Raw genomic sequence first — 11,732 nt, 5'->3', positions numbered from 1 at the left:
CCACCACCCCCTTGGCCTTGAGCAACCGCGCCGCCATGAGGAAACGCAGCGGCCGGCCCGGCTCCCGGGGCACAGGGCAAAAGCGCGACAGATCCACCCCGGAACCGGGAATGACCTCGCACTGGCTCTGCCTTACCCAACCGGCATCCAGGAACGCCTGCCGATCCTCCCGATTCTGGAAGAACACATGATGGGCACGGCGGTAGAAGAACCCGGCCAGGCGCCGGTACACCCCACCCTTCACCCCGCCCAGCTGCGACGCCACCCCCACCCCGGAAACGTTCGGCACACAGGGCAAGCGCAGCAGCCAGCAGGCCATAAGCGCATAGAGGTTGGTCTTGGGGTTGAAGCTATACACCAGGGCAGGGCGCACACGCCGCAGCGTGGCGAGAAGGGAAAGCAGCCCCCTGGACTCCTTCACCGGCTGGGTGCTCACCGCATCGAGATAGAACGGCGCCAGCGAAACCGGATGACCGGCCAACACCGACGCATCGTCCCCCGCCGGATACAGGCAAGTCACATCCAACCGCTCGGCAAAGGCCCGCAAGGTAGAAGATCGGAAATTACTCAGATACCACGCCGAATTGGCAACGAACGCCACCCTCATGAAACGCCGCCCCGGTAAAACACGCTATCCATGCCGCCCTCACCCTTTCCATCAAATACGTCGACAACTAATGTAGGAGCAGCTTCAGCTCGCGACTGGAGGCGACAGCCTCCCGGCAATGCCACCAGCGTCAACAAATGCCACCCTGCAGCGTGAAAACCGCTGTAGGAGCAGCTTCAGCTCGCGACTGGCGCCGATAGGCGCCCGGCAATGCCACCAGCGCCCGGCGGCGTCAACAACCCCCAAACCCACCACCTTAACGGCAATTCCTCACAAAACTTTAGAAAAATCTCACCCAGACTTCACAACCGCCACCTCACGACGCCGACCACGCCAATGCACCACGCCTGGGCCARCCCTGCCACCGCCAACGCCACTARAATCACATACCCAGGAAAACGATACCGCACCAGGGCCCCCACCACCGGCACCGTGTAGGCATACACCATCACCCAGGCCAACGCCGGCATGAACAGCACCCAGAACGCAGGCCGCCGCCACCAGCACCACCCGGCATACAGCAGGAATGGAAGGACCAGATAGAGCACCGCCATCTCCAACCCGCCCAGTACACGATAGGCATTACGCACGGGGGGTGCCTCGGGATGGGGCAACCACTGATCGGGGAACGGAGAGAACAACCCCACCTGCACGGCACGAGGGGTGTGAATCAGCATATCGGTAACGTGGCGATAATGGATATCCGTGTCGATAGCGGTTCGACCATGGCTGTAACCCGAAAGGAAATGTTCCCGAGCACCGGATAGCGACGTAAGCGGTCATCAATGGCAGATGGTAGCCAACTGGTGGGCAGCCACCCTTCCAACTCAATGAGGTCAGCCATATCCGTATCAGTCCGCGGTGCCGTATCGACTTCATCCAGGTAGCGTGAGAAGTGCCCGCCCGAATGAAATTGGTTCATCGCAATCAATACCAACAGCACCAGTAACGGGCTAGCAAGCGTATAGCAACTGAGACGGCGGTATTTCATACAGGCAGCAAGTGCAAACACAACCAAAACAATAATGACCAATCCCGCCAAACCCTGAAAAATTTCACCGGAAAATGCACGCACAATCCACGACAGGATAAATCCAATAAAAACCAAAGCACTACCTGAAACTGCCAACCTTGCGGCAGCCCAGCCATTATTTATGCGCTGTATACAAGCCAGCCACCACCACCCCTGGATTGCCAGCATCAATCCGAAAAAAACAACAACATCACGATGCGGTTGAGCATAGATCATCGCCCCCGAAGGTAACAGCAACGCCGGCAGCAAAGCGATTGCAGCCAAGCGACGTTGCAAACCCAACTCCAAAAGCATGCCGTAAATAACCGCCACACAAGTTCCGTACATGGCTGCCTGTAATGGAACCAGTGACCAAGGTGCAGGCACAGTAATGACATACCAGGCAGACATGAGCCCGGAAATGCCCCAACCGTTGGGGCGTAGCTCCCACGCAGACCAGCCATGAAGCGCAATCAACTCAGCCTGCGCTGCAGCCACCCTGTGAAAACCGGAAACATCCTGGCCAGGTATCAGGCCATTGCCATCGCTCCACTCAGGTACAATGACTCCCAGGATGACAAGTTGAACAAACCAGGAAATAACACAGGTGGCAATAGCAACGCTTACACCCAGACACCAAGGCCTGGTAGACAACCAATCCAGACGCACACTCATCAAGGAACACATTATCAAACCACTCATCCATGTCGTTTGGGTGATGCATTAAAGCATAGAGAAAAAATTGACCTCAGCGATCACAATCTTGCATAGATTATCACGCTGCCTGCACTTAAATAACACCTGCTAGAAACATCTGCCACAACAGCACAATCAAGACAAACCAAGCCACTCACCAAACATCAAGGCAAAATCTCTTGCAACAACTTTTCTGCATTGTATTCTGGAGAGTGCAGCGTATCGATACGAACAACTTTTACACCATTTTTCTTCATTGCTTCTTCCAAAAGCTCTAACGATTGATCTGTGCCTACCTCATTAGCACCAACATCACCAAAATAACGATTGATTCTTTTATATTTTTTTACTTTTTTTCTTTCATTGGATCTAGCAGACCTGACAGACGCTTCAACACTTACAACAACGGTAACATCAGGAAGCAACAATTTTGATACCGGCTCTGCCCAATCACAAACGGTATTATATGACTTACAGCACTTCCAAACGTCGCGAGAGATACCTTGCGAAAGTACAATCATGCCACTTTTTTTCTGCAACCAAACTACACCCTGCGCCAACCCTAAGTCTATAACCTTGAGCAGCATTCCACGCTCCCAAGTAACACCCGCTTTTCTACAGAACAAGAAAGCCTTTAAGAAAAATAATGGCTGAAGAAAGCAACGACATAGTTTTAATAATGAGCGCTTAATTAACTTCGGCGACTGCTGCTCACCCACCATACCCTCAAGGGCATTACTGACTGTCGTCTTGCCAGAAGCAGCCGGACCGACAAATTCAACAACACGAAATCCCACTTCCAACACCCCTGCTATTTAATTATATTAAAAATTTTATAGAATCCAGCCGAGAAGTATGCTGCAATATGCTATCTGCCTGCATTACTCGTTCGATCAAGCAGACCATCATCCTTCACAACTTTCGGAAAAACGCAGGAAAAGCTAATTTTTATTAGCTTTGAACGTAAATCCGGTAATACTATTACCTAAACAAGAGCTTACCCTCACCTCATCGCTGGTAATAAGCGCCAGACCCGCGGCCATTGCCTCGAGCACCACCATACCAAAAGGCTCTTTCCTTGCCGGATGCACAAGCACATCATAATCCTTGTAAAGATCGTACATCCTGTGATGGGGGATATTGTATTTCATTGAAAAATCACTGAATCCCATCTCGCTAGATACTGCAGCAATTTTTTGGGCTCCGGTGGACTCTTCATTACCCAGCCCGATAAAGGTCACATCAACCAGATCCTGAATGCCTGCCAAAGCAATGGCTTCCAGCACCATCCAGGGGCGCTTGCGATCGTTTGTTAATGATCCCACGCAGAGCAATTTCACTCTGTCACCGAGATTGATCGTACGCTCCCTTAGAGAAAAATCTTTGACCTCTACCGGGTAGGGCAAGAAGCGTGCACCATGAACATATCCATCGACAGGCTTATCATTCTTTCCAAGAGTGGTGCATATTCGTTGCTTTGGCAAAATACCCATAGCAACGAGAATCCTTCTTTTCCAACCCTCTACCTCTTGTGGTGGAGCATTAGTCAGCAGAACAGTCTTGGCGCCTTTCATCCGACAGAGCGCTTACAGGATTAGGCTTAGAATGCGTTTATCTTTAAAATTAAAATGTCGGGTTAAATCTCACAAACCGCTTTTATTGACTAGCCTATCTTTGGCACAGAGCAACGATGGACACTTTTCTCTCCATACCTTGAGCAGACATTCTTTATCCAAGAGTAATAGGGAACCAATAGAGGCATGAGGTCGAAATTATTCTCAGCAACATGCTCAGAACGTTTACTATAAACTATCATCGAAACATTGTGATCATCTTTTTAGAGATCTAACTAAGCCAATGGCATTCGGATGATAACGTTATTGGACTATCAATATATTCAATTTCAACAACCCTAGCTGTAAGGTCCCGGATGATCGGATCGCCTATAGAAGTTATCCTCTGCTAGCAGCGAGGGAGCTTCTTCAGCAATTCATCCGGGAGCAGGTTCATGGACATCAAGCTGCATAAACAAGCGACGACGACACCGAAGATCCGTGCCGAGATTCAGGCAGCACCCTCCAGCAGCACGGATAGTGAGCTGGCCCGCCAGTATCGCGTCTCCACCGCGACCATCCGGCGCTGGCGTTACCGTGACGATGTCTATGACCGCCCGCACACGCGTCACAACCTGCTCGCCACGCTCACTCCCGAGCAGGAGGAGGTGCTGATCACGGCTCGCTAATTTCTTCGCCTCGGCCTGGATGATCTCCTCGTCGTGGCGCGTGAGTTCCTGAATTCTCGCTTGTCACGCTCTGGCCTGCATCGAATGCTAAAGCGGCGCGAGGTGCCGACACTGGCGACATTGGCCCGGCAGGACGTCGGCGATGACGAGAAGCCCCGGTACAAGCCCTTCAAGGACTACGAGCCGGGCTTCGTGCACGTCGACATCAAGCACCTGCCTCAGATGCCCGACGAGCAACAAAAGGGCTACCTGTACGTCGCCATCGACCGTGCCACGCGCTGGGCCTATCTGGAGGTCAGGTGCAGCCAGTCCGCGAAGGATGCGCGAGCGTTCATGCAGCGGGTGGAGGAAAAGGCCCCCTTCAAGATCCAGACGGTGCTGACCGACAACGGCAAGTCGTTCACCGATCGCTTCACGCGGGCGGGTGAGCGCAAGCCCAGCGGCCACCACCCCTTCGATCAGGAGTGCCAGGCCCATGGCATCGAACATCGTCTGATCAGGCCGGGAAGGCCGCAGACGAACGGCATGGTGGAGCGCTTGAACGGCCGCATCAGCGATGTACTGGCGACTCGCCGCTATACGTCAGGCGAGAACCTGGAGCAAACGCTGAAACGCTACTGCTGGCTGTACAACCACCATATCCCGCAGAAGGCGCTGCATCATCAATCACCGATTGCAGCGATGAAGGAATGGCAGACCAAACGCCCTGAGTTATTTACTAAGCGGGTGGTCAATCACACGGGACCCGACACCTAGCTATTAAGTCTTATACAGTAGAATCGCACTCAATTAAACCAAGCTTGCACGCAAAAAATCATGCAACAAACTATTTATCTTCAGTCATGGCTTTAACAATCCGATTTAACAGATCAGTGACCATAGATTCTTCATAATTATTTACATTAATCCAGTCAATACCTCGAGCCTTCACAGATTTCTCCAGCCATGACCAACGGAGTTCACAAGACCCGCGCACAGGTCGATATTGATTAGGACATGACCACGAGTCACATTCGCTAACACTTCGTCAATCAAAAGCCTTGGCAACTCAGGGCTGCAGCGCTTTTTATTCCAAGCTATAAGAATGTTTTTTACTTCATTAATTTCCATTTTTGCAGCCCAATTACAAGCAAGTAAACTCGCCACTTTTAAACGACGACTGCCTGTAATTTTGCTATGCCCCTTATCCCTAAGGGCAATTCGCATTTCACGGAGCCAACGTGGTGCCCAAACATGAACAATCGCTTGTGGCAAAGGAAGCATTTCTAAGCAGGGCTCCACACTTTTATCAAAAAACTTCCTCAGAATATTCGTTAACCCCTGATCAACAAATACCAAATCATAGCTTTGCGAGGCAACTTGCCTTCTTTTTTCAGATGCAATAATCATCGACAGAAGAAAAGGATTAAGCGTCTTTTTATCTCGCTTATAACGGATAATCTTTAGAGAAACCGGAAGGAAGTAGAAAAAATACCCCAAGGTGATTAGCAATGAAAAGTCAACACCCAAGAAATTTATCCTCGGATCTTTGGTTGCCTTGATACCAATTCTTTCACACTCATGCAGCATTGCTTCCAACATTGTTGATTTTCCAGCCCCAGCAAGGCCTATAACATGTACACGCAACTATCTACTCCCCATGTGTGCTTCAAATCTTTGCATTATCTTATTTGCTCTTTCCCTCCAAGTATAGTTTTCCATAAAAACTTTATACGCAGCCTCTCCAAGCTTATGCCGCTTTCCCTCATTATCATACAATTGCTTCAATGCATTTTCCCAAGCCTCCAAATCGCCGGCAGAACATAATAAAGAATTCACGCCGTCTTCTAGGACTTCTCGCAGCACAGGCAGGTCTGAGGCAATGATTGGCTTTCCTGCCGCCATATACTCAAAGGCTTTCAAAGGTGAAGTCCAACGACCAATATCTCGCTTTTCACCTCGTGCTTTAACACTGCACTGATTAGGCAGTAAAACGACGTCAAATGCATATATAAAAGATGCGACCTCGGCAGGAGGAACAAATCCATGAAAAGTTATATTTGTTATGCCTTCGCAGGTCTTTGCCCAGTATTTTAAATCATTTACCTCTCCTCCAACAACATGAAAATTTGCCCATGAGCAGCGTCTCGCCAGTTGTGAAACCACCTCCATACCCTTACCAGAATAAAGCTGGCCAACATAACCGACGTTAAAGCCTTCGTTGCTAGCCTTTTTTGATGGCATAACCTGTGCAGGTAAGGGATCGGCTGCATCTGGCGCAACCAACACCCGACCTTTCAGCTCAGGATAGTTTTTTATATAGTGATCAGCCAACTCATGAGTAATCACAACAAGATACTTAAATGAAGAGCTATGAATCAACCTCAAAAACATCCATCGGGATATCGCCCCATCATATGAAACTGGCGCATGGGACTCAAAAACAACAACCTGCCCAGCCATAGCGGAAAAAAAACAGCCCGCAAGGTTGCGGCAGAAGACAAGATCCGGCTTAAATTTGATCGCTTTACGCGAGGAAACCCAGCCATAAATATACCCTTTTCCTTTGACTGGAAACCATGAAGCCTTAATCAAATTAAATATTTCTTTAACATTATAATATAAGTATATATTAACAACTTTAGGATCTGACTCCCTTTTTTTGTCAGGTGCGAACAGCGTCACTTCATGACCATTGACTCCGAACGCCTGGCACATCTTCATGACGTGGATTGAGTTTGCCGAGCTTGAAGGTATAGCAGATGAAGAAATATAAGCTACTTTCATAATAACTGCTTCTATATTACTTTCTCAAGAATAGACTCGACATTTCTAACCATAAAGTCTACAGAAAATGTTCGATTTGCAAAATCTTTAGCTAACGCGCCTGCGATGGTACTTTTTTCAGTATTTATTGCCCATGCAACAACTTGCTCCCCAAATTTAGCAACGTCACCGCCACACACATCTCCGATGCCCTCCTGGACAATATACCCACAAGGATCATATTCCAAGCTAATTGATGGTTTTCCTTGCATCCAAGCTTGGATATAGACATTTCCAAAACCTTCAGGCTGGCAGGTATGAACATGCAGCCTGCTGGCCGCGAGCAACCCATTGACCTCTAGAGGAGTACGCGGCCCTAAGTAGTGGAAATTTTCTGGTGTTTGTTCTGGATCTTCCAGCCATTCATAGCCGCCAGACTGAATATGGCCGACCATCAGGCCGTCAATACCATATTCCTTAAGAGCCTGCGTTACCTCCACGAAGGCCTCAGGTCGCTTAGCCGGCTTGATGTTCGCCACCCAAGCAACATAAGGGCGCGGCCAGAAGAAAGGAACCGACTCAGAACTCATTCCGTTCGGGACATAGTGCGATTCCAACACTGGCGATAGGGGTAGAAGATCGCGGTTCAATGTGATCAAAGCGCTCACATTCCGAAAACCACCATGCTGCCAACGAGCCCTCAGCTTTCGTACAAACTGACGAGGCCAGCTTCTCACCCCTCCACTGACAGGCTTTACCGCCCATGGTAAGAGGTCATTAATATGTGAGGCAGCAAATACCATCGGAATTTTTGTTGCGGCCAACGCCTCCGCAACCTCACGAAAATGGTGTTTATTGTATCGCCAGTAGACGACATCCGGACGAGTCTCCAGCAACTCGCTGATTATCGATCTCGCTGTATTTTCTACGCATATAACTGAATAGGATCGCTCAACGGACTCCCGGCCACTACGCCCCGGAGCGAAGTAAGTAATCTGATGACCTCGGTCGGCAAGCCCGAGTGCCAAGTAATCACACTGGAGTTCGCTGCCACCGATAATGTGCGCGATATGTTGGTTGACGATAGCAATCTTCACGAAGAAACTTGATCCTGAACGCGTGATATGGTGAATCGATGTTTGCCAGTCGCATTGGGCTCGATTTCCTCGGGGTACTCAAAAGTTACCCTGCAATCCTGCCCCATGGCCTTTCGGGTTTCTTCCGTGAGACGGTCCTCCTCACCAACTTGGTGAAAAGCCTTAGCGGGGGCGAGGACGAGCCGAAAATGAACGTGGCCCACGTTTTCCTGTACGACCTGGAACTTCCGGATGGCCTCCAATTGCCAAACTAAATGCGTGAAATATGCTCCGTGAATTAGGCTGCCATCCTGACCGTGGAAGTTGTCACTCCGTTTGCCCGTTACCTGGGCGATCACTGGAAACATTCGGTCACACGGACATGACTCCCCCCAGTATCCGGTATCGCCAATCCGGTAGCGAATCAGCGGCATGGCACGAGCGGTTAATGAGGTCACCAGAATCTCACCCAGTTCTCCGGGATCGGTCGGGCTACCATCCGGCCGGACGATCTCGATATGCACCGCTGTCGGGATAATGTGGAGTCCGTCTTCCCGCTCGCAACTCATGGCCATATTGCCAAATTCGCGGCTGCCGTAGCGATTAAAGACAGGGGCACCGAAAGCACGACGAATATCGGCCCGCATCTCGTCGGTGAGCGTGCCGGCCGAAGTGATGATGGCTTTGGGCTTATAGGGGCGAATACCTTCCCGTTCGGCAAAGAGGGCCAATTCATGGATGGAGTGAGCGTAGGCCAGTACGGTACGGGGGCGGAACCAGTGCCACTCCGTCAGGTACTGGCGCATCTGCTCCTCGCCCATGCGGAAGGCATTCTGCACCAGCTTGTTGCAGCGCAGGCGCTGGAGCAGGGGCCACTCCCAGATCGGCGGACGATGGTGCTGGTCGAGTATGTCGCGTTCAGCGCCCCACAATTCTACTACTGACATCCCCGGGTGATGCCCTGCCCAGGCATACATTTGCCCCTTGACTTTAAGCATGGCCTCTTTGGATCGGCGATCCTTCAGAATTCGAACGGGTTCGCCTGTCGAGCCACCTGTCTGATCCCACCATGTTTCTCCAGGGTAATTCTCGTCTGAGAGCTCGTCACGGCGCTCGACCAGCTCGGAGCGTTCTAGTGTTGGCAAGGCGGTGAAGCAGTCCAAGTCAATAAGGCCAGCCGCATTCAGCAGCCCGCAGGCGCGCATTCGTTCATTCCAGAACGGGAAGCGGCCTGCAGCGTATTCCAAGAGATACCTAAGCCGGAGATTATTCTCCTGCTCTACCTGCTCCTTAGGCAAATTTTCTGAAAGATACACAGCTGCGTTTCCACTCAACCAGCTACGCAGGCGCATGGCCATACGAAAGCTGGACATGAAACACCTTTCAACTAATGCCAGGTTATTCATTCTGCTCTTGCTCGCTGTCTGGCAATAGGTGATCAAGCATCCATTTTCCTTCCGGATGTACGTAGCTCAGCTTCATGGGAATAAACTCAATACCCAGTATAACCGCCATTGCGATACGATGCTGCCCATCCGGCCCCCAGTACAAGCCGCCAGATTCTGATATGTTTAATTGCACCAAATGTTCCCAATCAGAACTCAAACCTTCATTATTCTTGATTTTATCGAAAAGCAAGTCATGACTATTTAACCTTAAGTCTAGTTCTTCATGAGAGTGAGCATCCGAAACAATATATCCTCTATCTAGCAGATAACGCTTCTTAGTTACAGACTCAATCTGATTCCAAGGTACTCCCAAACAGAAATGCTGTCTGAGCTCCTTGACTCTGTACCATTCAGTCAAGTCAAAATTTCTCGTTTTTCTACTCCAATTTCCACTGATTTCTATTGGCAGTGAAGAGTGGCCAAGCTTAGCCCTTATTCGATTCTTTAGTGCAAGGTCAAGATACCCCCTCAAATCAAGGGTTCTGATATATATAATTGAAGGCAAGCCAGAAACACCATCCACCATGCAGCCAACCTCCTTGCAGGTGACTATTCCTTGCTTGATAACTCTAAGGGCTCGCTTAAGCCTCTTTTCCATCAAGCCTTTATTCATGACCACAAAAACACCAGCCTTTTTACTATTAAACCAACGGCGGCCTCAATGACCAACTATAACACCTACCGCAACAGGTATTATATTGCCTTACCTCATTGCCTCTTGCTCTCACTGCTGCATACCGAACCGCCATCGTGATGATGCATAACTACCAATTTCCCAAGATCAGCGCCACGCACATAGGCAAACGCTAAGTTCCGTGCCACGGGGGTTGCTGGCCATACTGCCGAAGGTGAAGACAATGTTCGACGCCGGCCTAGATGCTAACGCCCCCGGCGAGTACGACATCGGCGACTGAAGCCACACTCCGACAGCTGACCATTTGATTAATTGGTTTTTTAACTCACCAATACTGATCATCGTAGCATTTCCCAACACACAATCACTCATGTTCCCTGATAATAACCGCCACCAAGCTCGGCGGTCTCAAGTTCCAAGCGCAACACTATTGAAGGGTGTCCGGTCCAGCGACCGACTTCTTGAGAACCTTGCCATAGACTTGCAGAGGCGTTCGCCAATCCAATGTCTTGCGGGGTCGTGTGTTCAATGAATCCGCAATGGCATCGAGCTCTTCCTGGCTATAGACCGACAGGTCCGTGCCCTTCGGCAAGTACTGCCGCAACAGACCGTTGGTATTCTCGATAGGGGTCGGGAAGGCTTAACCTCCCCGCCCTCCGAACCGTGCGTGCGGTTCTCCCGCACACGGCTCTCCAGTCGATGGTTTCCTCATCGGGATTGGCTCGCGTGCCGCCATGCTCCGGTCAGGGTGAAGAGCCCAGCGGTCGCGAAGAACGTATTAGGCCATCGTCGTTAGTCCGAGAATGTCCGGCCTTGACCGGGGCGCTTCTCCTGCTTGCCCAGCATGGCCCGCAGCCGTCGACGAATAAAGCCATCCAGTGGCTGGAACGTCGTCCGGTAGGCGTGCTGGGAGTAGCCGAACCAGCCTCTCAGCATGGGATTCAGTGAGGCAATGACCTGCCGCAGACTCTTGCCCTCCGTCCGCCGCGTCTTGCTTCTCACCTTGTTCTTGAACGCCTTGAGGCTCTTCCGGCGTACCCAGCGCTTGCCCGCCTCGAAGCGGTAGCCCAGGAACTCGAACCCCTGACCCCGCCTCATTCATGAGGGCGCTGATCGAGTGTCTTGAAAGCCCTTGATGCCGGCCCCCCCCTCAGGAGCAGCATTTGCGGCGTGAGAGTCAGCCGGCCAATGCCCGAACAGAGCGTCTTCTTTCGCTGTTCTATAACTTTAGGAATCAATTTCGGCCTTCAGAGTACGCCGTGATCGCCGGCC

General features: G+C 50.8%; 11 protein-coding genes and 2 pseudogenes. 1 reads left to right on the top strand and 12 read right to left on the bottom strand.

Annotation, left to right across the window (positions count from 1 at the left end; translation table 11 throughout):
• From Q427_RS09745 to Q427_RS09730, 5 genes are all read right to left on the bottom strand, one after another.
• The coding region (locus Q427_RS09745; RefSeq protein WP_155833523.1) for a glycosyltransferase at positions 1 to 607 on the bottom strand (607 nt) is incomplete at its 3' end.
• Between the two features lie 302 nt (positions 608 to 909).
• Positions 910 to 1,284: a hypothetical protein gene (locus tag Q427_RS09740; RefSeq protein ID WP_043513387.1), complete on the bottom strand. Its 375-nt coding sequence runs from the start codon at positions 1,282 to 1,284 to the stop codon at positions 910 to 912.
• Entirely contained in the window at positions 1,278 to 2,294 is a 1,017-nt protein-coding gene (locus Q427_RS09735; protein WP_155833522.1) for a hypothetical protein, read from the bottom strand. Before Q427_RS09735 ends, Q427_RS09740 begins: the two co-directional genes overlap by 7 nt.
• Positions 2,295 to 2,479: 185 nt before the next feature.
• Entirely contained in the window at positions 2,480 to 3,118 is a 639-nt protein-coding gene (locus Q427_RS31180; protein ID WP_155833521.1) for a hypothetical protein, read from the bottom strand.
• Between the two features lie 138 nt (positions 3,119 to 3,256).
• Entirely contained in the window at positions 3,257 to 3,889 is a 633-nt protein-coding gene (locus tag Q427_RS09730) for a glycosyltransferase family 4 protein (protein WP_081785924.1), read from the bottom strand.
• Positions 3,890 to 4,323: 434 nt separating this feature from the next.
• On the opposite strand from Q427_RS09730, the pseudogene Q427_RS09725 reads away from it, so the two are divergent.
• Positions 4,324 to 5,313 (top strand): annotated as a pseudogene (locus tag Q427_RS09725) (IS481 family transposase).
• Positions 5,314 to 5,484: 171 nt separating this feature from the next.
• Here the strand turns inward: Q427_RS09725 and Q427_RS31175 are convergent.
• The 7 genes and pseudogenes from Q427_RS31175 to Q427_RS09710 form a co-directional block, all read right to left on the bottom strand.
• Positions 5,485 to 6,138: a hypothetical protein gene (locus Q427_RS31175; RefSeq protein WP_155833520.1), complete on the bottom strand. Its 654-nt coding sequence runs from the start codon at positions 6,136 to 6,138 to the stop codon at positions 5,485 to 5,487.
• A gap of 45 nt (positions 6,139 to 6,183) precedes the next feature.
• The gene (locus Q427_RS29995) at positions 6,184 to 7,323 is read right to left on the bottom strand and encodes a glycosyltransferase family 4 protein (protein ID WP_081785923.1); all 1,140 of its coding nucleotides are present in this window, start codon (positions 7,321 to 7,323) and stop codon (positions 6,184 to 6,186) included.
• 11 nt (positions 7,324 to 7,334) lie between these two features.
• Positions 7,335 to 8,399 (bottom strand): glycosyltransferase family 4 protein, encoded by a 1,065-nt coding sequence (locus Q427_RS29990; protein WP_081785922.1) that lies wholly within the window; start codon positions 8,397 to 8,399, stop codon positions 7,335 to 7,337.
• A complete protein-coding gene (locus tag Q427_RS09720) occupies positions 8,396 to 9,784 on the bottom strand; it encodes a phenylacetate--CoA ligase family protein (protein WP_155833519.1) in 1,389 nt (462 codons plus the stop codon). The genes Q427_RS29990 and Q427_RS09720 overlap by 4 nt, the downstream gene beginning before the upstream one ends.
• Positions 9,777 to 10,439 carry a hypothetical protein gene (locus Q427_RS09715; RefSeq protein WP_197030576.1) on the bottom strand — a complete coding sequence of 221 codons (663 nt, stop codon included), beginning with the start codon at positions 10,437 to 10,439 and terminating at the stop codon, positions 9,777 to 9,779. Before Q427_RS09715 ends, Q427_RS09720 begins: the two co-directional genes overlap by 8 nt.
• 448 nt (positions 10,440 to 10,887) lie before the next feature.
• Positions 10,888 to 11,082 (bottom strand): annotated as a pseudogene (locus Q427_RS29985) (transposase); the annotation flags it as partial.
• A 170-nt stretch (positions 11,083 to 11,252) separates the two neighbouring features.
• Positions 11,253 to 11,558: a group II intron maturase-specific domain-containing protein gene (locus Q427_RS09710; RefSeq protein WP_043513378.1), complete on the bottom strand. Its 306-nt coding sequence runs from the start codon at positions 11,556 to 11,558 to the stop codon at positions 11,253 to 11,255.
• Between the last annotated feature and the right edge of the window lie 174 nt (positions 11,559 to 11,732).

Source organism: Halomonas sp. BC04 (assembly GCF_000568385.1).
This window is presented reverse-complemented; position numbering and strand designations above follow the sequence as displayed.

What these genes read in the sequence shown, in the direction of transcription:
- Q427_RS09710 (WP_043513378.1), bottom strand. Translation starts at nt 11,558, where the DNA reads ATGAGGCGGGGTCAGGGGTTCGAGTTCCTGGGCTACCGCTTCGAGGCG.
- Q427_RS31175 (WP_155833520.1), bottom strand. Translation starts at nt 6,138, where the DNA reads ATGTTGGAAGCAATGCTGCATGAGTGTGAAAGAATTGGTATCAAGGCA.
- Q427_RS09730 (WP_081785924.1), bottom strand. Translation starts at nt 3,889, where the DNA reads ATGAAAGGCGCCAAGACTGTTCTGCTGACTAATGCTCCACCACAAGAG.
- Q427_RS09735 (WP_155833522.1), bottom strand. Translation starts at nt 2,294, where the DNA reads ATGAGTGTGCGTCTGGATTGGTTGTCTACCAGGCCTTGGTGTCTGGGT.
- Q427_RS09715 (WP_197030576.1), bottom strand. Translation starts at nt 10,439, where the DNA reads ATGAATAAAGGCTTGATGGAAAAGAGGCTTAAGCGAGCCCTTAGAGTT.
- Q427_RS29995 (WP_081785923.1), bottom strand. Translation starts at nt 7,323, where the DNA reads ATGAAAGTAGCTTATATTTCTTCATCTGCTATACCTTCAAGCTCGGCA.
- Q427_RS09720 (WP_155833519.1), bottom strand. Translation starts at nt 9,784, where the DNA reads ATGAATAACCTGGCATTAGTTGAAAGGTGTTTCATGTCCAGCTTTCGT.